The sequence below is a fragment of the Streptomyces sp. NBC_00510 genome (assembly GCA_036013505.1).
Taxonomy (GTDB): domain Bacteria; phylum Actinomycetota; class Actinomycetes; order Streptomycetales; family Streptomycetaceae; genus Actinacidiphila.
Map to the genome: position 1 here is coordinate 3,277,669 of CP107851.1, position 21,989 is coordinate 3,299,657.

A 21,989-nucleotide genomic window follows, 5' to 3' on the forward strand; every position below is an offset into this window, starting at 1 on the left:
GTCTCGGTCACTTCCGGGAGGCGGTACGTGAGGTGGGGCGGCGTCCGCCGACGGCGGCCAGGATGAGCAGCAGCACCCAGGTGACCAGCAGGCTGAGCACCGAGACGGCCACGGACAGCTGGGCCTGCGAGCCGCTGACCGTGACGATCCACACCGCGAAAGGCTGGAAGCCCAGCAGCTGGGCGACGGTGAACTCGCCGAGCACCAGGGCGAGGGTGAGGAAGGAGGCGTTGAGCAGCGCCCCGCGCAGGTTGGGCAGCACGACCCGGACCAGCGCGCGCGGCCAGTCGGCGCCGCAGGAGCGGGCCGCCTCGACCAGGGTGCGGACGTCCACCGCCCGCAGTCCGGCGTCCAGGGCCCGGTACACGAAGGGCAGCGCCATCACGACGTACGTGAGCACCAGGACGACCGGGAAGGACGGGTTCTGGATGGCCACGAAGGTCTGGAAGAGCGGCGTGGTGGCCAGGTGCTCGGGGCCCCAGCGCAGCACGTTGCTCACCCCGGCGACCAGCGCGATCGGCGGCACGACCAGCGGCAGCGAGCAGACGACCTCGACCACCGGGCGCAGCCGGGGCGCGGACAGCCGCAACGCGACCATGGCCGGCACCATCAGCAGCAGGACGACGGCGATGGTGGCGGCCGCGAGCTCCAGGGAGAGCAGCAGGCTGGAGGTGAAGCCCTCGGCGCCCACGATCTGCCCGTACGCGTCGAAGGTGATGCCCTGGCCGGGGACGTCCACGGTGAAGATCACCGAGGCGGCCAGCGGCACCAGGAAGTAGAGGCCGGCACCGGCGAGGACGATGCCGCGCCAGGGCCGGATCCGGGTGCTCGTCAGACCAGCCATCGCGCGCTCCGTCGTTGCAGGGGCAGGTAGACCGCCATGACCAGGCCGGCGACGACGACCATGTCCAGGCTGAGGGCGAGGGCGACGTTCTCCTGCCCGACCAGGACGTTGCCGGAGATGGCGTCGGCGATCTGCAGGGTGATCAGCGGCACGGAGCTGCCGACCATCGCCGCGGCGGTGGCGTAGGCGGCGAAGGCGCTGCCGAAGAGCAGGACCAGGCCGCCGAGGAGCGAGGGGGCCAGCACGGGCAGGGCGACGTGCCGCCAGTACTGCCCGTTGGTGGCGCCGTTGTTCTGGGCCGCCTCGCGCCACTGGACGCGCAGCCCCTCCAGCGCCGGGGTCACGGTGAGCACCATGAGCGGGATGAGGAAGTAGAGGTAGACGATGACCAGGCCCCAGAAGCTGTAGAGGCTCCAGCCGTGGTCGGCGAGACCCAGGTGGCGGGTGAGGACGCCGGCGTTGCCCAGGGTCGCCACGAAGGCGAAGGCCAGCGGCACCCCGCCGAAGTTGGCGAGCACGCCGGAGGCGGTCAGCACGGCTTCACGCAGCGCGCGGAAGCGCGAGGTCACCACCGCCTGGGCGAGCAGCAGCCCGAACACCGCGCCGATGGCGGCGGAGAGCCCGCACAGCTTCACGCTGCCCCACAGGGCGGTCAGGTAGGCGCCCTGCAGGGAGGCGGTCAGGTTGGCCGTGGTGTACGAGGTGGCCCCGGTCGCGGGGTCCTTGACGGTGAAGGCGCCGTTGAGCATGGCGACCGCGGGGGCCCCGAAACTGATCGCCACGAAGACGAGCAGCGGGACCACCGCGAGCCAGCCGGCCGAGCGCCGCCGCGCCGGGGCGGTGGCCCCGGCAGCGGCGGCGACGGGCGCCGCGGTGGCGGTCATCGGGTCGGTCATCCGGAGACGGCCTTGCCCCAGCCCTGGGCCAGCACTTCCTTGGCCTTGTTCTGCTGGGCGTCGGTCGGGAAGGACGGGGTGCCGCTGACCGCGGGGAGCTTGGCGGCGGCGGTCTTGTCGAGGGTGCCGGCCGTGTCCATGGCGGGCATCAGGACGGGGCGGGCGAAGCCGGCGAGCCACAGGTTCTGGCCCTCGGTGCTGTACAGGTACTCCTGCCACAGGCGGGCGGCCGCCGGGTGCGGGGCGTCCTTGTTGATCGCCTGCGCGTAGTACTGGGCGTACTCGCCGTCGCTCGGGACGGAGACCTTCCAGTCCACGCCCTTGCTGGCGAACTCCTCGGCGTAGCCGGCGTTGAGGTAGTCCCAGTCGATGCTGATCGGGGTCTCACCCTTCTCGACGGTGGCCGGGGTGGACTCGACGGGGTTGTAGTTGCCGTTCTTCTTCAGCTTGCCGAAGAAGTCGATGCCGGGCTGGATGTCGTCGAAGGAGCCGCCGTTGGCCAGCGCCGCCGCGTAGACGCCGCCGAAGGCCGAGCCCGACTTGGTCGGGTTGCCGTTCATCGCGACCTGGCCCTTGTACTCGGGCTTGAGCAGGTCGGCGAAGGTGGTCGGGCAGTTCTTGACGCGCTTGGCGTCGCAGCCGATGGAGACGTAGCCGCCGTAGTCGTTGTACCAGCGGGCCTGGGCGTCCTTCTGGGCGGCCGGGATGTCGTCGTAGGAGGCGACCTTGTAGGGGGCGAACAGGCCCTGCTGGGCGCCGCTGATCGCGAAGGACGCGCCGAGGTCGAGGACGTCGGGGGCGCGGTCCTGGCCCTTGCGGGAGGTGACGGCGTTGATCTCGTCCTGGCTGGCGGCGTCCGGAGTCTCGTTCTGGATCTTGATGCCGTACTTCTTGGTGAAGCCGTCGATCAGCGCGCCGTAGTTCGCCCAGTCGCGGGGCAGGGCGATCGCGTTGAGCGTGCCCTCCTTCTTGGCGGCGGCGACCAGGGCGTCCATGCCGCCGAATTCCTCGGCGGAGGTCGCGGTGGCCGCGCTCTTGCCGTTCTTGCCGTCGGCGGCGGTCTGGGTGGTGGGGGCCGAGCCGCAGGCGCTGAGCGCCAGCGCGGTCACGGCGAGGCCGGCGGCGAGTGCGGCCGCCTTCGGGAGGGACGCGGGCACGGAAGTCTCCTGGAGGGGAAGTCGGGTCCTGAGGGCCAGGGAGGTCGGGGCGGTTCAACTTGTCCGAACAAGTTGGCCTTCAGTAGGCCGTGCGTCAATGGCCTTTCCGTAAACGGCGGGAAAACCTCGGCAAGCCTGCAGAGGGCAGTCGTCCCTTTTCAGCCAAGGAGCCCGGGAGCGGCCCCGGGAGCCGTGAACCCCTGCGCGCGATCGGCGCCCGGCTCGTCTACGCTGAGCGATGTTGTGCGCAGACGGTGAATGAACGGAAGGGGGCGCGGTGGCGGCGCGGCACGAGGAGATCGCCGAGGAGCTCCGGCGGGCCATCGACGACGAGGAGTACACGGTCGGTGCCCTGCTCCCGCCGGAGACCGAACTGGCCGCCCGGTACGGCGTCTCCCGTGGCACGGTGCGCCAGGCCGTGGCCGCGCTGACCGCGGAGGGGCTGATCGGCTCCCGTCAGGGCGCCCGCCGCGTCGTGCTGGCCAGCCGGCGCAGCCAGAGCTTCGCGGAGCTGCGCAGCTTCGCCCAGTGGGCGCGGGCCATGGGCCGCGCCGCCTCCGGCACCGTGGTCCGCACCGAGACCCGGCCGGCCACCGCTGAGGACGCCACGCGCCTGCACCTGCGCACGGGCGCGGACGTGCTGTACGTGCTGCGGGTGCGCGGACTGGACGGTGAGCACGTCCTGGTGGAGCGCACGGTCTACGCCGACTGGATCGCCCCCGCGGTGCTGCGCATAGAGCCGGACTGCGAGTCGGTCACCCAGCGGCTGTACGACGACACGGGCCTGGTCTTCGCCTACGGGGAGCACCTGATCGACGCGGTCGCGGCCGGCACCCGGGACAGCGAACTGCTGGGCGTGCGGCGCGGCAGCCCGCTGCTGCGGGTGCGCCGGGTCACCACCACGCAGAAGGGCCGCCCGGTGGAGTGGTCGGACGACCGCTACCGCTCGGACGCCGTCAACTTCAGCATCCACAACTCGATCGGCTCCAACCCGCTGGCCCGCCAGGCCGGCCCCGGGCTCAGGGAGCCGTACGCGGCACCGTGAGGGTCACCACCAGTCCGTGCGGCTCGTTCGGCGCGTACGCGATGCTGCCGCCGCCCTGCGTCAGCAGCACCCGCGCGATGGACAGGCCGAGGCCCGAGCCGTCGACGTTCTGGTGACGCGGGCTGCGCCAGAAACGGTCGCCGATGCGGGCGAGTTCGTCCTCGGTGAGACCCGGGCCGCCGTCGGCGACGGTCACGTCGATCGCGCCGGGGCGGCCGCGCAGTTCGGTGGTGACCCGCACGCGTTCACCGTCCGGGGTGAACTTCACGGCGTTGTCGATCACGGCGTCGAGGGCGCTGGACAGCGCCACCGGGTCGGCCCAGCCGGTCACGGCGGCGGCGCCCCCGTAGGAGAGCTCCACGCCGTCGCGCTCGGCGACCGGCCGCCACGCCTCGACGCGTTCCGCGGCGAGGGCGGCGATGTCGGTGAGGGCGAGGTTGGCCTCCGCGTGCTCGGCGGTGGCGAGGCCCAGCAGGTCGTCCAGGACCGAGGCGAGGCGCTTGCCCTCCTCCCGGACCGAGGCGATCTCCTCGTGCCCGTCGGGCAGTTCCAGGCCCAGCAGCTCGATCCGCAGCAGCAGTGCGGACAGCGGGTTGCGCAACTGGTGGGAGGCGTCGGCGACGAAGGCCCGCTGCTGGTCGAGCACCTCCTCGACGTTGTCGGCCATCTCGTTGAACGAGCGCGCCAGGCGCCGCAGTTCCGGCGGCCCCCCGGACACCGCCACACGGGACTTCATCCGGCCGGTGGCGATGTCGTGGGTGACCCGGTCCAGCACCCGGACCGGGCGCAGCACCCAGCCGGTGAGCCGGAAGGCGGCCATGACGGCCACGATCATGGCGGCCAGCTCACCGGCCGCGAGCAGCAGCCAGCCGCGCAGGATGCGCGAGCGCATCGCGCCGGTCGGCGAGTCGGTGAGCACGACCGCGACGACGTCGCCGTCCCGGACGACCGGGGAGGCGACCGACAGGGAGCGGTGCTGCCAGGGCCAGATCTGCTTGGGGTCGTGGCTGCGCCGCCCGGCCAGGGCCTCGCTGTACGCGGTGAAGGCCTCACCGCCGGTGGGCAGCGTCCAGCCCTTCGGGGCCGAGGCGATCGGCTCGCCGTCGCGGTCGAAGACGCCGGCCCGGATCCCGTACACGTAGTGGTACTGCAGCAGCTCCGCCCGCAGCGTCTTCACCCGTTCGCCGCTGCCGTCGGTGCTGACGTACTGGGCCAGCGCGGCGAAGCGCGCGGTGTCGTCGATGCGGTCGACGACGACGCGCTGCTGCTGGGCGGCGGCCAGGCTGGCGGCGAGCGGGAAGCCGAGGGCCAGCAGCACACCGGCCATCAGCACGATGAGCAGCGGCAGCAGCCGGGTGCGCACGGAGGAACGGCCTCCTAGCCGGAGGGCACGACGAGGCGGTAGCCGACCCCGCGCACGGTCTCGATCAGGGAGGGCAGGCGCAGCTTGGACCGCAGGGACGCCACATGCACCTCAAGGGTGCGCCCGGTCCCCTCCCAACTCGTCCGCCACACCTCGCTGATGATCTGTTCACGGCGGAAGACCACACCGGGCCGCTGCGCGAGCATCGCGAGCAGGTCGAACTCCTTGCGGGTGAGCGCGACCGGCTCGTCGCCGACGGTGACCTTGCGGGTCTCCAGCTCCACACGGACCGGGCCGAGCCCGATGACGCCGCCCGCGGCCTCCGTGCCCTCCGTCTCGGGCCCGGCGGGCGCCTCCTGCGCCTTGCGGCGGCAGACGGCGTGGATGCGGGCGAGCAGCTCACCGGTGTCGTACGGCTTCACCACGTAGTCGTCGGCGCCGAGGTTGAGGCCGTGGATGCGGGACCGCACGTCGGCACGCGCGGTCACCATGATCACGGGGATGGCGGTGCGCAGCCGGATGCGGCTGCACACCTCGAAGCCGTCCTGGTCGGGCAGGCCGAGGTCGAGCAGGACCACGTCGAAACCGGGCCCGTGGTCGGGCAGCAGCGCGTGCAGCGCCTCCTCGCCGCTTCGGGCGTGGGTGACCTGCAGCCCGTGCTTGGCCAGCACGGCCGACAGCGCGGCGGCGACCCGGTGGTCGTCCTCCACGAGCAGCAGTCTCATCCGTTCACCTCCCGCGGTCCGGCCCTTCACGCCCCCGCAATCATGCTCTACCACCGAATACACGCCGATGGGCCACGTGCGCGTCAAGCGCAGCCCGGTCCTGCGGGACGACTGTTACGGAGCCGGTACGCTGCACAACCGGCCGGGCTCACCCACAGTGCCGGATTTGTGCCAGCCAGTGACCGGATCGTGATGCTCAAGTTCCCCTCAGATGTGCTGACTCGGTTTGCCAAGCGTCAATAGGGTGATCGCCAAGGTCTGGTCAACCGACGAGGATGGAGCACACGCCGATGACCGAAGTGCCGGTGACCGAGGACGCCGTTACGGCGCCCGACGACCTGGTCGTACTGAAGGACGTGAACAAGCACTTCGGCGCGCTGCACGTGCTCCAGGACATCAACCTCAGCATCGGCCGCGGCGAGGTCGTGGTCGTCATCGGCCCCTCGGGGTCGGGCAAGTCGACGCTGTGCCGGGCCGTCAACCGCCTGGAGACGATCGATTCGGGCGCGATCACGATCGACGGGAAGCCGCTGCCCCAGGAGGGCAGGGAGCTGGCCCGGCTGCGCGCCGACGTCGGCATGGTCTTCCAGTCGTTCAACCTCTTCGCGCACAAGACGGTCCTGGAGAACGTCACGCTCGGCCAGGTCAAGGTGCGCAAGGCCGGCAAGAAGGCCGCCGAGGAGCGGGCCCGCGCGCTGCTGGACCGGGTGGGCGTGGGCAGCCAGGCGGACAAGTACCCGGCGCAGCTCTCCGGGGGCCAGCAGCAGCGCGTGGCGATCGCCCGGGCGCTGGCGATGGAGCCGAAGGTCATGCTCTTCGACGAGCCGACCTCGGCGCTCGACCCGGAGATGATCAACGAGGTGCTGGAGGTCATGCAGCAGCTCGCGCGCGACGGGATGACGATGGTAGTCGTCACCCATGAGATGGGCTTCGCCCGGTCCGCCGCCAATCGCGTGGTCTTCATGGCGGACGGGCGGATCGTCGAGCAGGCGACGCCCGACCAGTTCTTCAGCAATCCCCGGAGCGACCGGGCCAAGGACTTCCTTTCGAAGATCCTTCACCACTGAGAGCGACACCGACGGTTCGCCGACCTAAGGATGATCACGATGAGCTTCCGTACCACTGCCGCCGCCGCTCTGGCCGTCCTGGCGCTGACCGCCACCGCGACCGCGTGCGGCAAGGAGGGCTCGCCCTCCTCCTCCAGCACCCCTGACAAGGGCTCCAGCAGCGCGGCCGCCGCCGAACTGCCCACCTACACCGTCAAGACCGGTGTGGACCTGGCCGGCTCCAAGACCTGGGACCGGATCAAGAAGAACGGCAAGCTCGTCATCGGCGTCAAGGCCGACCAGCCGAACCTGGGCTACCAGGACCCCGGCAGCAAGAAGTACTCCGGCTTCGACATCGAGATCGCCAAGATGATCGCCGCCGACCTCGGCTTCGACGAGAGCAAGATCGAGTACAAGACGATCCAGTCGGCCAACCGCGAGACCGCCCTCTCCGGCGGCCAGGTCGACTACTACGTCGGCACGTACACCATCAACGACGAGCGCAAGAAGTCCGTCTCCTTCGCCGGCCCGTACTTCGTCGCGGGCCAGGACCTCCTGGTCAAGAAGGGCAGCGGCATCAAGAGCACGGGCGACCTCAAGGGCAAGAAGGTCTGCTCCGCGACCGGTTCGACCTCCATCCAGCGCATCAAGGAGGGCAACTACGGCGCCGAGCCCGTCGAGTACGACTCCTACTCTCTGTGCGTGCAGAACCTGGCCTCCGGCCAGGTCGACGCGGTGACCACCGACGACGCCATCCTCAAGGGCTACGCGGCCCAGGACCCGGCCAACCTCGAGGTCGTCGGCAAGCCGTTCTCCGAGGAGCCCTACGGCGTGGGCCTGCTCAAGGACGACACCGTCCTGCAGGAGGCCATCACCAACGCGCTGAAGAACCACGAGGACAACGGCGACTGGAAGAAGGCGTACGACGCCACGCTCGGCAAGTCCGGCGTGAGCGCCGAGATCCCGCAGCTCCAGTCCTGAAGCGGGCGGGACCCGGCCTGACCCGGGTCCCGTCCCCCCTCCCCGGCACAGCCCGAGCCTGATGCGCCGGCGGCCAGGAGCGGCCGTCGGCGCACCCCTTTCGGAGAATCGATGAACGTACTGCTGGACAACTTCGCGCTCTTCCGCGAGGGGTTCCTCGGCACGGTCGAGCTGACCGCGCTCAGCGGGGCGATCGCCCTGGTGCTCGGGGTGATCATGGCCGCATTCCGGGTGTCCCCGGTGCCGCCGCTGCGTGCCTTCGGCACGGCGTGGGTGACCCTGCTGCGCAACACCCCGCTGACCCTGCTCTTCTTCATCGCGGTGCTGGTGCTGCCCCGGCTGGGGCTGAACACCTGGAGCTTCTTCCGGCTCGCCGTGCTCGCCCTGAGCTGCTACACCTCGGCGTTCATCTGCGAGGCCGTGCGCTCGGGCATCAACACCGTCCCGCTCGGGCAGGCCGAGGCCGCCCGGAGCCTGGGGATGACCTTCACCCAGACCCTGCGGCTGATCATCCTGCCGCAGGCCACCCGGACCGTGCTGCCGCCCATCGGCAGCCTGCTGATCGCGCTCACCAAGAACTCCGCGATCGCCGGTGGGTTCAGCGTCACCGAGCTGTTCAGCGTGCAGAAGGCGCTCGGTGAGAAGGGCTACAGCATCTTCGCGACCTTCGTCTGGGTGGCACTCGCCTACCTGGTCCTCACCCTCTTCATCAGCGCGGTCTTCCGACTGCTCGAGAGCCGGCTGGCGGTGGCCCGATGAGCGCGAACGTCCTCTTCGACGCGCCCGGCCCCCGGGCCAGGATCCGCAACCGGGTCGTCGGCGCGGCCGCCGCCCTGGTGATCCTCGCACTGCTGTGGTTCGTCCACCGGCGGCTCGACGAGTCGGGGCAGTTCGCCTCGTACCTCTGGGAGCCCTTCCAGTACACCGACATCCAGCAGCGCATCGTCGACGGTCTGCTCGCCACGCTGAAGGCGTTCGCGCTGGCCGCCGTCTTCTCGCTGGTGCTGGGCGCGGCGCTGGCGGCGGGCCGGCTGTCGGACCACGCCCCGGTGCGGTGGGTGGCGACGGTCGTCGTGGAGTTCTTCCGCGCGATGCCGCTGCTGATCATGATCTTCGCGCTGTACGTAGGCGTCTTCACCTCGGCCCCGCTGTGGGCGCTGGTGATCGGCCTGACCCTCTACAACGGCTCGGTGCAGGCCGAGATCTTCCGGGCCGGCATCAACGCCGTACCGAAGGGCCAGAGCGAGGCCGCGTACGCGATCGGCCTGCGCAAGACGCAGGTCATGGTCTTCGTGCTGATCCCGCAGGCGGTCCGGGCGATGTTGCCCTCGATCATCAGCCAGCTGGTGGTCACCTTGAAGGACACCTCGCTCGGCTACATCATCACGTACGAGGAGCTGCTCTACACCGGCAACCTCATCGCGAAGAACAGCGCGGGCTTCCCCTTCATCCCGATGATCATCATCGTGGCGCCGATCTACATCCTGATGTGCCTGGCGCTCAGCGCGCTGGCCAACTGGATCGAGCGTCGCGGCCGCCGCAGCCGCAAGGGCGCGCCGCCGAAGGCGGGCGACATCAAGGCGGTGGAGGCCGCCGCGGAGTGACGGCGCGCCAGGCGCACCACCGCGCGGCAGGTGTGGTCACTTGACGCACGCACGCGCAGTAGGTTGCATACGCAATGTGACTGCACAACTTCCGGGGACCACACAGTGGACCCGGTGATCATCGCGGGGGCGGGTCCGGTCGGGCTCGCCCTCGCGCTCTGCCTGGCCCGGCACGACGTGCCGAGCATCGTGCTGGACGAGCACGACCACGCGCCCTCGCTCCCCGCGGAACGCACGGCCGTCCTCAGTCCCGAGACCGCCGGGCTGCTGGTGCGGCTCGGCCACCGCCGGCTCTACGAGTCCGGCGCCACCTGGGAGGCGTGGCGGACGCTGCGCCGGCGGCAGGAGACCGTCCGGGTGGAGTTCGGCGACCGCGCCTCCGGCGGGCAGGGGCCCTCCCCGCTGCACATCGGGCAGGAGCGCCTGGAGCACGGGTTGCGCGGGGCCCTCGCCGAGCAGGCGCTGGTGCGGATCGTCCCGGGGGCGCGCGTCGACTCCGTCGAGCAGGACGACCGCGGTGTCAGCGTCCGCACCAAGGGTGCCAACGCCACCTGGTGGCGCGGGAGTTACCTGATCGGCTGCGACGGCCCGCGGTCCACCGTGCGCAAGCTGCTGGGCGTGCGCTTCCCCGGCCGCACGGCCGTCGACCGGCACGCCGTCGCCGCCCTGCGGGTCGCACTGCCCGACGAGGGCGTGGCGCTGCTGCACCGCGAGCCGCCGGGGCCGGGCGCGGGACCGGAGGTGACGGCCCGTCCGCTGCCGGACGGGGTGTGGCGGCTGGACTGGCTGCTGCCCGCGCGCGGTGAGCCGCTCACCTCCGACGAGCTCGTCTCGCGGATCCGCGGCACCCTCTCGGCCTGGTGCGGAAGCGTTCCGTCGTACGAGCTGCTGGGCTCCGCCGAGTACCCGGTGCACCAGCGGCTGGCCCGGCGCTGGCGCGCCGGACGCGTCTTCCTGGCCGGGGACGCGGCGCACCTCATGGGCGCGCTGGGCGCGCAGGGCCTGGAGGAGGGCCTGCGCGACGCCGACAACCTCGCCTGGAAGCTCTCCCTGGCCTGGCACCACGGCGCCTCGGACACCCTGCTCGACAGCTACCAGGCCGAGCGGCGCGGCGCGGTGGGCGCCCGGCTGCGGGCCACCGACCAGGTGCTGCCGCTGCTGCGGGCCAGCGGTGTCTGGCACACGGTGCGACGCTCCGTGCTGTCCGGCTCCGCCCGGCGGTACGCCGAACTGCTCACCGACGGCCACCTCGGCCGGGGCCCGCTCGGCGCGCCGCCGGTCTACGCCCGCTCCCCGCTCGCGCTGCCCGCTCCCCGCGGGGCGGGCGCCGCGGCCTCGGCCTCCTCGGCGGCCGCGCCGTCGCCGCTCCTGGGGTCCTGTGCCACTCCCCCGGGCGGTGCGGTCGTCGACGTCCCGGTCACGGCGCTCGACGGCTCCGGGGCGCGCCTGTACGAGCGCCTCGGGCGTGACCTGCTGGTCGTCCTCGTCGCGCCGGGCACCGGTGTGTGGGAGAGCCGGCACTGGCTCACCGCGGGCCTGATGCCCCGGCTGGCCAAGGCGGTGGCGGCCCTGCCCACCCGGGCGGAGCTGCTCGTCACGGAGGCGTACCCGGGGTCGACGGCGCACAGCGTGCTGCTGATCCGCCCGGACGGCCACCTGGTGACCGTGATGACCGGCTGCCGCCCGACCGAGCTGTACGCCTACGCCGACCTCGCCCGCGGCGGCCCCCCGAGCCCCGTCCAGGACCGCGTCCCCCACTGACGGGGCGGGGCGGGGCGCGGGCCCGGGGAGCCCGGTCCCGGCTCCGTCCGCTGGACCTCCGGAGGAGCCGGGGTGAGCCGCCGGGCCGGTCCGTTCGTCCCGGCCGGTCCGCTCAGCGGGCGAACTCCGTGGCGCGGGACTCACGGACGACGGTGATGCGGATCTGGCCGGGGTAGGTGAGTTCCTCCTCGATCTGCTTGGCCACGTCACGGGCGATGACCTGCGCCTGGATGTCGTCCACGTCCTCCGGGCGCACCATGACCCTGACCTCGCGTCCGGCCTGCATAGCGAAGACCTTGGCCACGCCCGTGTGCGCGGCGGCGATCTGCTCCAGTCGCTTGAGCCGGCGGACGTAGCTCTCCAGGGATTCGCGCCGCGCGCCGGGACGGCCCCCGGAGATGCCGTCGGCGGCCTGGGTGAGGACGGCCTCGACGGTGCGAGGGTCGACCTCGTTGTGGTGGGCCTCGATGGAGTGGACGACGTCCTCTGACTCGCCGTGCCGCCGCGCCAGGTCCGCGCCGATGAGGGCGTGGCTGCCCTCGACCTCGTGGGTGAGGGCCTTGCCGATGTCGTGCAGCAGCGTGCCGCGTTTCGTCACGGCCGGGTCGATGCCGAGTTCGGCGGCCATCATGCCCGCGATGTGCGCGGACTCCAGGAGGTGGCCGAGCACGTTCTGGCCGTAGGAGGTGCGGTAGCGCAGCCGCCCGAGCAGCGTGACCAGTTCGGGGTGCATGTCGGTGATGCCGATCTCGGTGAGCGCGTCCTCGCCGTGGCGCACGCAGAGCTGCTCGACCTCGGCCTGCTTGCGCTCGTAGACCTCCTCGATGCGGTGCGGGTGGATGCGGCCGTCGGTGACGAGCGCGTCGAGGGCGAGCCGGGCGACCTCGCGGCGCACCGGGTCGAAGCAGGACAGCAGCACCGCCTCGGGTGTGTCGTCGATGATGAGGTTGACCCCGGTGACGGCCTCGAAGGCACGGATGTTGCGGCCCTCACGGCCGATGATCCGGCCCTTCATCTCGTCGCCCGGCAGTTGGAGCACCGAGACCACGGACTCGGCGGTCTGCTCGGTGGCCACGCGCTGGATGGCCCCGGCCACGATCCGCCGGGCGCGTTCCTCGCCGCGGTCGCGGGCCGCCCGCTCGATGTCGCGGGCGATCACCGCCGCCTCACGCTTGGCCTGTTGCTCGGCGGAGCGCACGAGGTCGGCGCGGGCCTCGGCTGCGGTGTAGGCGGCGACGCGCTCCAGGACGTCGCGCCGCTCCTCCTCCAGCCGGTTGAGCTCGGCGCGGCGGCGCTCCAGCTCCTCGCGCTCCTCGGCCAGTTCACGGCGACGCCGGTGCAGTTGCTCCGACTCGGCGTCGATGCGGGCCTCCCGGTCGGCGAGCCGCTGCTCACGTCGCTCCAAGTCGGCCCGGATCTCGCGGACTTCCTCCTTGGCGGTGGCCCGGATCTCCCGGGCCTCACGCTCGGCCGCCGCCCTGAGCTCTTCGCGTTCCGCGCGGAGCCGTTGGAGCAGCACCCCCGCGGTGACCGCGACGACCACGGTGACGGCCACGGCCACGGCCGTGAACACGGATTCGGTCCCCAGCGCGATGCCCATGGCACCAACTCCCGTATCTCTGAGGACGCGATCCCTCACCGGTTGTGAGGCTAAGTCGACTCAGAGGCACGGTCAAGGAACCTCAACGGAGGTTCAGTCGGGCAGGTAGTGCTCCAGCGACTCCGGGTCCTCGCCCTCCTCCTCCAGAGCACGGCGGACCACCCTCAGGGCGAGCCCTTCCGCGTACCCCTTGCGGGCGAGCATCCCGGCGAGCCGGCGGATCCGCTTCTCCTTCTCCAGGCCGCGGGTGGCCCGGAGCTTGCGGTCGACGAGGGCGCGGGCGGTCTCCTCCTCCTGCCCCGCGTCGAGCCGTCCCACGGCCTGGCCGATCGCCTCGGCGTCCACCCCCCGGGTGCGCAGCTCCTGGGCCAGGGCACGCCGGGCGAGGCCCCGGCCGTGGTGCCGGGACTCCACCCAGGCGTTGGCGAACGCCTGGTCGTCGATGAGCCCGACGTCCTCGAACCGCTCCAGCACGTGCTCCGCCGCGTCCTCCGGGATCTCCCGGCGGCGCATGGCGTCGGCGAGCTGCTTGCGGGTACGAGGGGTCCCGGTGAGCAGGCGCAGGCAGAGCGCCCGCGCCTGCTCCACGGGGTCGAGCGGGCGCTCTTGCTCCGCCCTCGGTCCCTCCTGCCCTACGGCGGGCGAGGAGCGAGAGAAAGAGCCGCCACGATCCTTGTGCCCGGATACCACCGTCAGGCCTTGGCAGCCGCGGCCTTGGTCGCCTTGACGGCCTTGGGCGCCGGGACCGTCGCGCCGGCGTCCGCCTTGGCCGGATCGGTCACCGCGGCGGGAGCGACCGCGTCCTCACCAGGCTGCTCGCCCGAGGCTTCGGGCCGGACGCCGATGCCGAGCTTCTCCTTGATCTTCTTCTCGATCTCGTCGGCGAGGTCGGGGTTGTCGCGCAGGAAGTTGCGCGCGTTCTCCTTGCCCTGGCCGAGCTGGTCGCCCTCGTAGGTGTACCAGGCACCGGACTTGCGGATGAAGCCGTGGTCCACGCCCATGTCGATCAGGCCGCCCTCGCGGCTGATGCCCTGACCGTAGAGGATGTCGAACTCGGCCTGCTTGAAGGGCGGCGCGACCTTGTTCTTGACGACCTTGACGCGGGTGCGGTTGCCGACCGCGTCAGTGCCGTCCTTGAGGGTCTCGATGCGGCGGATGTCCAGCCGCACGGAGGCGTAGAACTTCAGCGCGCGGCCACCGGTGGTGGTCTCCGGCGAGCCGAACATCACGCCGACCTTCTCGCGGAGCTGGTTGATGAAGATCGCGGTGGTCTTGGACTGGCTGAGCGCACCGGTGATCTTGCGCAGCGCCTGGCTCATCAGACGGGCCTGCAGACCCACGTGCGAGTCACCCATCTCGCCCTCGATCTCGGCCCGCGGCACGAGGGCCGCCACGGAGTCGATCACGATGAGGTCCAGCGCGCCGGAACGGATCAGCATGTCGGTGATCTCGAGGGCCTGCTCACCGTTGTCCGGCTGGGACAGCAGCAGGGAGTCCACGTCCACGCCGAGGCGCTTGGCGTAGTCGGGGTCGAGGGCGTGCTCGGCGTCCACGAAGGCGACCTTGCCGCCGGCCCGCTGGGCGTTGGCCACCGCGTGCAGGGTCAGGGTCGTCTTGCCGGAGGACTCCGGGCCGTAGACCTCCACCACGCGGCCGCGCGGGAGACCGCCGACGCCGAGGGCGACGTCCAGGGCGGTGGATCCCGTCGAGATGACCTCGATGGGCTCGTTCGGCCGGTCGCCGAGGCGCATGACGGCGCCCTTGCCGAACTGCCGTTCAATCTGTGCGAGCGCGGCGTCGAGCGCCTTCTCGCGGTCGGTTCCTGCCATGGGTTCCACCCTGGGTGTCTGAGTCGTTCGCTTCACGTCCATGACGCTACTGCCTGCCACTGACAACGCGTCCCGACGCCGCCCCCGGCCTGTGGACAACCCACGGGAGTCCGTGAAAACCCTTGGGAAACCGGGTCCGGGACATCCATGAGAATGGATGTTCGATTTTCGTGTCAAGCGACTCCCGGACCTCGGTCGCCCCCCGCCGTCCGCCCCGTCCGCCCCGTCCGCCCCGTCCCGGCCGTCCCGCCGGTCCCTCACGCCCCCGCAGGCCCCTCCGGCCCGTCGTCGCCCGGACCGGTGCCCTGCCCGTCGCCCGGACCGCTCCCCCGGCCGGCCCTGCGCGACCGCAACCGGAACAACGGCCGCCGCTGCGGCCCGTGCGCCCGCGGGTCCGTGACGGCGTACCGCTTCACGTACGCCCCGAGGAAGCCCTGCAGCGTCGCCGTCGCCGGGATCGCCACCAGCGCGCCCACCGCCCCCAGCAGCGCCGTGCCGGCGATCACCGACCCGAAGGCCACCGCGGGGTGGATGTCGACGGTGCGCGCGGTGATCCGCGGCTGCAGCACGTAGTTCTCGAACTGCTGGTAGACCACGACGAAGCCGAGCACCCACACCGCGTCCCACGGGTCCTGCGTGAACGCGATCAGCATCGGCAGCGCCCCCGCCAGGTACGTGCCGACCGTCGGCACGAACTGCGAGACCACGCCGACCCAGACCGCCAGCGCCGGCGCGTACGGCACCCCGATGATCACGAACAGCACGTAGTGGGAGACGGCCGAGATCAGCGCCATCAGCGCCCGCGAGTACAGGTAGCCACCGGTCTTGGCCACCGCGATCTCCCAGGCCCGCAGCACCTCGGCCTGCCGGGCGGGCGGCAGCACCGAGCACACGGCACGGCGTATCCGGGGCCCGTCGGCGGCGAAGTAGAAGGTGAACAGGCTGATCGTCAGCACCTGGAAGACCCCGCCGAGGACCGTCGCCGACAGCCCCCACACGTTGCCCGCCTGCCGCTGCACGTAGGTGCGCAGCCAGTCGGAGTGCAGCACGTTGTCCTGCACCTTGCCGACGGACAGGTCGGTGCCGAAGGTCTGGTTGACCCACACGACCACGTCGTCGACGTACTCCGGCAGATTGCGCCCGATCGAGGTGATCTGGTCCACCAGCAGGGAACCGAGCAGCACCACGAAGATCCCGCCCGCGGCGAGCACGACCAGGAACACCAGCCCGGTCGCCCACCCCCTGCGCATGCCGCGCGCGGCCATCCAGTCCACCGCCGGCTCGATCGCCAGGGCGCCGAAGAAGGCCAGCAGGATGTTCACCAGCAAACCGATGACCTGGTGGAACGCCCAGTTCGCCAGTTGGAAGGCGGCCAGCAGCGCGATCGCCAGCAGCATCGCCTTCGGCAGCCACCGCGGCATCGCGGAACCCCCCGCGCCCTCCCCGGCACCCGTTCCGTGTCCCGGGTCCCCGGGCTCCCCCGGCGACCGCGGACCCGCGGCCGCCCCGGCTATCGTCTCGTCGCTTCCCGCCACGACCCCAGTCCCACCCCGTGATCAGCGGCGCGAGGCCGGAACGTCGACGGCCGCGCAGACCGCCCGCCACACGTCCTTGGTCTCCCAGCCCTCGTCCAGTGCCTGGTGCACGGTCCGGCCGCCGAGCTCGGACATCACGTGGTCGCGCGCGAAGGAATCGGCGTACGTCTCGCCGAAGTGCGTGCGCATCCGTTCCCAGAACACCGTCAGCTTCATGCGGCCAGTATCCCGCGCCGCCGACCGAACGGGCGGGCGTCGCACAAGGGCGCACACGTCCGCCGCCGGGCCGGCGGGGCCGATCCGTGCGTTGGGTACACTGGGCTGCAGCGAAGGGGAGTAGTCCCGCAATACCGGCTGGTCGACACACTGGACGTCCTGGACGTCCCGGCCACCGGGCCGCCGCACCAGGTGCGGGGGTGGACGAGACCTTCGGCCAAGGCAAGACGTGGTCCGCACCGCCGTGCGGGCCGCTCCGTCGTGCCGGGCCGTTGGCGCTTCCCGTCACCCCCTGGGTGCCGTCGAGTCCGCGGTCCGGCCCCAGCAGAAAGCACCGGAATGACCTTCGACCCCCTGGCGCTCGTCACCGCCTTCGGGCTGATCTTCCTCGCCGAGCTCCCGGACAAGACGATGTTCGCCTCACTGGCGATGGGCACGCGCATGCGCCCGCTGTACGTCTGGTTCGGCACCTCGACCGCCTTCATCGTGCACGTGGCCATCGCGGTGGGCGCCGGCAGCCTGATCAGCATGCTGCCGAACATGGCCGTGAAGCTGGTCTCCGCCGCCCTGTTCGCCTTCGGCGCCGTGATGCTGCTGCGGAGCGGGGGCGACGACGACCACGACGAGGCCGGCAGGACCGTGACCGGTTTCTGGCCGGTGTACTCCACCGCCTTCATGGCCGTCTTCATCGGCGAGTGGGGCGACCTCACGCAGATCACCACCGCCAACCTCGCCGCCACCAACGGCTGGCTGCCGACGGCCATAGGCTCGGCAGCGGCCTTGATGTCGGTTTCCGCCCTGGCCCTGGTGGTGGGCCGGTTCATCGCCAAGAAGGTGCCGCTGAAGACCGTCCAGCGCATCGGCGGCGCCTGCATGGCGGGCCTGGCCGTCTGGACCCTGGTCGAGGCGTTCACGGGCTGACCGGTCCCCGGCTTCCGGGGAGGGCGCACCACCGCCTTCTTTCCTCGCACCGTCCGCTTTTTCCGAATGCTGCCATTAAGTGGTGCGATGACCGGAGATGTTTGCCGGGCGTACATTCGGTGTATGCGAGCGCCAGCGGTGGAGGACGACCTTCGCGCCGCGGCCCCCGGCCCCGTCAGGGACCCGGAGCCGCGATGAAGGGCAGTCTCACGCACCGCCTGCGGCGGCTGCCCGGGCGGCGGGCGGCCGCGCCGGGCTCAGGGCCCGGCCCCTCCTGGGTGACGCGGGTGGCCCAGGGCCACGGGCCACTGGCGCTGGCCGTGTTCATGATCGGCGCGATCGTCGTCACCGGTTTCATACTGCCGCCCACCGAGCACCTGGCCTCGCTGATGGTGGTGGTCCCCGCCACCACGGCCGTGCTGGCGGGGCCGGGGACGACGACCCTGAGCGCCGCCCTGTCCTGCGTCGCCGCCTTCGTGCTGGACGTCCACGACAACCTGCTGGGCACCTCCATCCCCGCCGTGCACCAGCTGGAGATCCTCCTCGTCTCGGCCTTCGTCATCGCCTCCCGCAGCATCCGGGACCGCAGCGTCCGGGAGCTGATGGAGGTGCGGATCGTGTCCGACACCATCCAGCGCGTCCTGCTGCGCCCGCTGCCCCCGCGCATCGGGCCGTTGCTCGTACGGGCGACGTACCACGCCTCCCATCCGTACGCGCAGATCGGCGGGGACCTGTACGCGGTGGCCCGGAGCGCGGCGGGGGTCCGTTTCCTGATCGGGGACGTCAAGGGCAAGGGGCTGCCGGCGGTCGAGGACGCGGAGGCCCTGCTCGGGGCGTTCCGGGGGGCCGCCCGCAGGTTCGGCTCGCTCCCGGAGCTGGTGGCCGACCTGGAGCACGCGGTGCGCGGCCACTTCGAGGAGACCGGCCGCACCGACAGCGACGCCGTGGAACGGTTCATCACCGCGCTGGTCCTGGAGGTACCCGACGACTGCGCCGAGATCCACATGGTCACCTGCGGACACCCCCCGCCCTACATGGCACAGCGGTCCGACACCCTGCTGCTGTCCCCGGCCGTGCCCTCTCCCCCGCTCGGCCTGGGGAGCCTGAACGCCGAGGACTACGTCGTCGACACCTTCCCCTTCGGCCGTGAGGCGACGCTGCTGCTCTACACCGACGGCGCCATCGAGGCCCGCAACGACGACGGCCAGTTCTACGACCTGGGCGCCCACGTGGCCGACTGGCCGGGCTCCCGTCCGGAGGAACTGCTCCAGCACGTGCTCGACGGGCTCTCCCTGCACGTGGGCGGCGGCGACATCAAGCTCGACGACGACATCGCCATGATCGCGGTGCAGTACGGCGACGGGTTCCCCTCGCCCTCCCCCGCCCCGTCCGACGAGCGGCTCCTCACCTCCTGACGCGGTCGCGGCGGCGGACCCTCCCCGGGGGAAAACGCCAGGGTGCGGGGGCTGGTGGGGTGGGAGAGGGTGAGGTGGGAGGTGCGTGCGGATGGCGGGTGGCGGTGACGTGCTCCTGCTCGTCGACGAGGACGGGCGGGTGGCCGAGTGGCGGCCCAAGGCCGATGAGTTGTTCGGCCTGCCCGCCGACCGGGCCGTGGGACAGCCCGTCGCCGACCTCGTCCGCGCACCCGGTTCCGCCCTGGGCCAGAGCGAGCTGCTGGTCAGGCCGCTCCTGTGCGGTGACTCCGTGATGTGGGAGGTGCGCGCGGGCGGCGACTCCCTCGGCGCGCGGGACATGGCGCTGCTGAAGGTGATGTTCTCGCAGGCCCCGGTGGGTCTGCACGTCCTCGACGACCAGTTGCGCCTGGTGCGGATGAACAGCGCGACGCGGGCGCTGCACGATGCGGCGCTCAGCCCCGGGCGGCACTTCGGCGAGGTGTTCCAGCTGGACGACCCGGTGACGGAGGAGGAGGTCGCCCGGCGGGTGCTGGAGACCGGGGAGCCGGTGGTGAACCGCCTGGTGCGCGGCGCACTGGGCGAGGGCCGGCCGCACCGGCGCATGTACCTCACGTCCGTCTTCCGCCTGGAGGGCCCGCACGGCGAGGTGCTGGGGCTGGTGGCCGCGGCCTCCGACGTCACCGAGCGGCAGACGAGCCGCCGGCGGATGGCCGTCCTGGACGCGGTGCGCGAGCGGGTGGGGCAGCGGCTGGACGTGGTCGCGGTCTGCGAGGAGCTCGCGGAGACGGTGGTCCCGGCGTTCGCCGGGATCGTGGTGGTGGAGGTGGTGGAGGACGTCGTGCGCGGCGAGGTGCCGCCGCTGGTCCCCGTCGACCGCGACGTGCCGCTGCGCAGGGCCGCCTACCGCGGGAAGATCTCGGCGTACCCCGTGGGGGACGTCCGGCACCTGCCCTACGGCACCCCGTTCGCCCGCGTGCTGGCCGATCTGCAGCCGCGGCTCATCCCGGTGGACGAGGACAGCATGTGGCTGGCGGCCGACCCGGCGCGGGCCGACGCAATCCGCCGGCAGAACGTGCACTCCCTGATCGTGGCGCCGCTGGCGGTGCGCGGTGAGGCGCTGGGTCTGGTCAGCTTCTACCGGCACGAGGACGAGGACCTCTTCGACGAGGACGACGTCAGGCTGGCGCTGGACGTGTGCACCCACGCGGCGCTGTGCATCGAGAACGCCCGGCGCTTCACCCGCGAGCGCACCATCGCCGCGACCGTGCAGCGCCGGCTGCTGCCGCAGCGGCCGGCGCCGCGGATCGCGCTGGAGACGTCCCATCTCCACCTGCCCGGCATGGAGGGCGGAGGGGCGTGGTTCGACGTGATCCCGCTACCCGGGGCGCGGACGGCGCTGGTCGCCGGTGACGTCAAGGGGCGGGGCGTCGAGGCCGCCACCACCATGGGGCAGTTGCGTACGGTGATCCACTCCCTGGCCGCGCTCGACCTGCAGCCCGAGGAACTGCTGGCCCGGCTGAGCGACACGGCGACCCGGCTGGCCGCGGAGCGGGCGGCGCTGCCGGCCGGGGACCCCCTGCACCGCGAGCCGCTGACCGCGGAGTGCGTCATCGCCGTCTACGACCCGCTCGACCTCACCTGCACGATCGCCCTCGCGGGCCACCCGCAGCCGATCGCCGTCTTCCCCGACGGCGCGATCGAGTCGCTCCCCGTCTCCGCCGGGCCGCTGCTGGCGGAGACGAGCAACACCCCCTTCTCCGCGACCACGGTCGCGCTCCCCGAGCACACCACCCTGCTGTTCGGCACCTCCCCGCTGACGGACCTGCTCCACCCGGGCTCCGGAACGCTGCACGGCCTGCTGGAGCGGTACGGCCGGGGCCCGCTGCAGGAGCTGAGCGACGCCTTCGCGTACGCCATCAGGAACGGCAGCCAGCCCGGGGACCTGCTCATGCTGTTCGCCCGCACCCGGGGGTTCCCCGGCGACCGGGTGCTGACCTGCCCGCTGCCCAGCGACGCGGAGGCGGCGCCCATCGCGCGGTCGTTGGCGCGGCGCCGGCTGGCGCAGTGGGGGGTCGACGAGGAGACGGCCTTCACCACGGAGCTGATCGTCAGCGAACTGGTCGGCAACGCGGTGCGGTACGGGGCCCCGCCCCTGCAACTGCGGCTCGTGCTGGACGCCACGCTGACCTGCGAGGTCAGCGACGCGGGAGCCAGCGCCCCGCACTTGAAGCACGCCCGCACCCTGGACGAGAGCGGGCGCGGCCTGTTCATCATCTCCCGCTGCGCCGACCAGTGGGGCACCCGCTACCACGCCGAGGGCAAGACCATCTGGGCCGAGCAGTCCCTGCAGACGCCGGTCCCGCCCCTACGGGCCGCCGACGACGACGCGGGGCCCTGATCACACGGGCGGAGGCGCGGACGCCGGACGTTTCGCGAGGGAGCGCAACGCGAGCGCCGCCGCCACCTCGGCCAGGCCGAGCAGGACGAGCCACAGCCCGACCAGCCGGGCCAGCGCGACCGCCGACTGCACGGGGAAGGCGAGCACGACGATCCCCGCGACGACGCCGAGCCCGGCCACGGCGAAGGCCATGCCCCGGTGCGGCATGTCCCGTCCCGCGACGGCGATGAAGCCCACGAGCAGGCCGGACACCAGCCAGTAGGCGCCGAGGACGAGGGAGAGCACGGCGGCGGTCTGCAGCGGGTGCCGCAGGCACAGCACCCCCGCGAGCACGGCGACCACCGCGACGATCACCGCCGTCACCCTGCTGCCGCCGTCCCGGCGGGAGAACGCCGTGACGAAGTGGAAGACCCCCGTGACCAGCAGGTACAGGCCGATGACGACCGCCAGCACGTGCAGCGTCTCGTCCGGCCAGACGAGCACGACCACCCCCGCCACGAGCGTCGCGAGGCCGAAGCCCAGGGACCACCCCCAGGAGCCCCCCAGCCTGCCGAGCACCTCGTCGGGGTCGGCCGGCCCTTGCGTCGTGGCGTGTCCGTACGGTGCGTTCATGGTGTCTCCCGGCGGTGCCCGCGGCGGCGGACGCCGCCGCG

The 21,989-nt window shown here is 72.1% G+C and carries 19 protein-coding genes and 1 pseudogene; 9 read left to right on the top strand and 11 right to left on the bottom strand.

Going from position 1 to position 21,989, the window contains the following annotated elements; translation table 11 throughout:
• Positions 1-7: 7 nt before the first annotated feature.
• Genes OG937_14400 through OG937_14410 form a run of 3 tightly spaced genes read right to left on the bottom strand, consistent with a single transcriptional unit; the run spans position 8 to position 2,897 of the window.
• Complete coding sequence (locus OG937_14400) at positions 8-844, bottom strand: ABC transporter permease subunit (protein WUD72805.1); 837 nt, start codon at positions 842-844, stop codon at positions 8-10.
• Complete coding sequence (locus OG937_14405) at positions 832-1,728, bottom strand: ABC transporter permease subunit (GenBank protein ID WUD78735.1); 897 nt, start codon at positions 1,726-1,728, stop codon at positions 832-834. Before OG937_14405 ends, OG937_14400 begins: the two co-directional genes overlap by 13 nt.
• Before the next feature lie 8 nt (positions 1,729-1,736).
• Complete coding sequence (locus tag OG937_14410; GenBank protein WUD72806.1) at positions 1,737-2,897, bottom strand: ABC transporter substrate-binding protein; 1,161 nt, start codon at positions 2,895-2,897, stop codon at positions 1,737-1,739.
• A gap of 277 nt (positions 2,898-3,174) precedes the next feature.
• Between OG937_14410 and OG937_14415 the strand changes: the two genes are divergently transcribed.
• A complete protein-coding gene (locus tag OG937_14415; GenBank protein WUD72807.1) occupies positions 3,175-3,942 on the top strand; it encodes a GntR family transcriptional regulator in 768 nt (255 codons plus the stop codon).
• On the opposite strand, the gene OG937_14420 is transcribed toward OG937_14415, so the two are convergent.
• Both OG937_14420 and OG937_14425 read right to left on the bottom strand, forming a co-directional pair.
• Positions 3,917-5,305, bottom strand: a complete 1,389-nt coding sequence (locus OG937_14420; protein WUD72808.1) for a HAMP domain-containing histidine kinase — start codon at positions 5,303-5,305, stop codon at positions 3,917-3,919. The genes OG937_14415 and OG937_14420 overlap by 26 nt on opposite strands.
• A gap of 14 nt (positions 5,306-5,319) precedes the next feature.
• Positions 5,320-6,030: a response regulator transcription factor gene (locus OG937_14425; protein WUD72809.1), complete on the bottom strand. Its 711-nt coding sequence runs from the start codon at positions 6,028-6,030 to the stop codon at positions 5,320-5,322.
• A 290-nt stretch (positions 6,031-6,320) separates the two neighbouring features.
• Between OG937_14425 and OG937_14430 the strand changes: the two genes are divergently transcribed.
• The 5 genes from OG937_14430 (at position 6,321) to OG937_14450 (ending at position 11,422) form a co-directional block, all read left to right on the top strand.
• Complete coding sequence (locus tag OG937_14430; GenBank protein ID WUD72810.1) at positions 6,321-7,097, top strand: amino acid ABC transporter ATP-binding protein; 777 nt, start codon at positions 6,321-6,323, stop codon at positions 7,095-7,097.
• Between the two features lie 39 nt (positions 7,098-7,136).
• The gene (locus OG937_14435) at positions 7,137-8,057 is read left to right on the top strand and encodes a glutamate ABC transporter substrate-binding protein (GenBank protein WUD72811.1); all 921 of its coding nucleotides are present in this window, start codon (positions 7,137-7,139) and stop codon (positions 8,055-8,057) included.
• 111 nt (positions 8,058-8,168) lie between these two features.
• The gene (locus OG937_14440) at positions 8,169-8,816 is read left to right on the top strand and encodes an amino acid ABC transporter permease (GenBank protein WUD72812.1); all 648 of its coding nucleotides are present in this window, start codon (positions 8,169-8,171) and stop codon (positions 8,814-8,816) included.
• The gene (locus tag OG937_14445; protein WUD72813.1) at positions 8,813-9,661 is read left to right on the top strand and encodes an amino acid ABC transporter permease; all 849 of its coding nucleotides are present in this window, start codon (positions 8,813-8,815) and stop codon (positions 9,659-9,661) included. The genes OG937_14440 and OG937_14445 overlap by 4 nt, the downstream gene beginning before the upstream one ends.
• Before the next feature lie 105 nt (positions 9,662-9,766).
• Complete coding sequence (locus tag OG937_14450; GenBank protein ID WUD72814.1) at positions 9,767-11,422, top strand: FAD-dependent monooxygenase; 1,656 nt, start codon at positions 9,767-9,769, stop codon at positions 11,420-11,422.
• A gap of 112 nt (positions 11,423-11,534) precedes the next feature.
• Here OG937_14450 and rny read toward each other — a convergent pair whose 3' ends face one another.
• From rny to OG937_14475, 5 genes and pseudogenes are all read right to left on the bottom strand, one after another.
• Positions 11,535-13,022 (bottom strand): ribonuclease Y, encoded by a 1,488-nt coding sequence (gene rny / locus OG937_14455; protein WUD72815.1) that lies wholly within the window; start codon positions 13,020-13,022, stop codon positions 11,535-11,537.
• A gap of 93 nt (positions 13,023-13,115) precedes the next feature.
• A pseudogene (recX, locus tag OG937_14460) lies at positions 13,116-13,763 on the bottom strand (recombination regulator RecX).
• On the bottom strand, positions 13,715-14,851 hold the full coding sequence (gene recA, locus OG937_14465; protein ID WUD72816.1) for a recombinase RecA: 1,137 nt from the start codon (positions 14,849-14,851) through the stop codon (positions 13,715-13,717). Before recA ends, recX begins: the two are co-directional and overlap by 49 nt.
• A gap of 257 nt (positions 14,852-15,108) precedes the next feature.
• Positions 15,109-16,272: an AI-2E family transporter gene (locus OG937_14470; GenBank protein ID WUD72817.1), complete on the bottom strand. Its 1,164-nt coding sequence runs from the start codon at positions 16,270-16,272 to the stop codon at positions 15,109-15,111.
• A 135-nt stretch (positions 16,273-16,407) separates the two neighbouring features.
• Complete coding sequence (locus OG937_14475; protein WUD72818.1) at positions 16,408-16,602, bottom strand: DUF3046 domain-containing protein; 195 nt, start codon at positions 16,600-16,602, stop codon at positions 16,408-16,410.
• A 339-nt stretch (positions 16,603-16,941) separates the two neighbouring features.
• Between OG937_14475 and OG937_14480 the strand changes: the two genes are divergently transcribed.
• The 3 genes from OG937_14480 (at position 16,942) to OG937_14490 (ending at position 21,336) form a co-directional block, all read left to right on the top strand.
• Entirely contained in the window at positions 16,942-17,523 is a 582-nt protein-coding gene (locus OG937_14480) for a TMEM165/GDT1 family protein (protein WUD72819.1), read from the top strand.
• A gap of 194 nt (positions 17,524-17,717) precedes the next feature.
• Positions 17,718-18,938 carry a serine/threonine-protein phosphatase gene (locus OG937_14485; protein WUD72820.1) on the top strand — a complete coding sequence of 407 codons (1,221 nt, stop codon included), beginning with the start codon at positions 17,718-17,720 and terminating at the stop codon, positions 18,936-18,938.
• A gap of 91 nt (positions 18,939-19,029) precedes the next feature.
• Positions 19,030-21,336 carry a SpoIIE family protein phosphatase gene (locus tag OG937_14490; protein ID WUD72821.1) on the top strand — a complete coding sequence of 769 codons (2,307 nt, stop codon included), beginning with the start codon at positions 19,030-19,032 and terminating at the stop codon, positions 21,334-21,336.
• Here the strand turns inward: OG937_14490 and OG937_14495 are convergent, their stop codons facing one another.
• Positions 21,337-21,948 (bottom strand): DUF308 domain-containing protein, encoded by a 612-nt coding sequence (locus OG937_14495; GenBank protein WUD72822.1) that lies wholly within the window; start codon positions 21,946-21,948, stop codon positions 21,337-21,339.
• Positions 21,949-21,989: the final 41 nt, after the last annotated feature.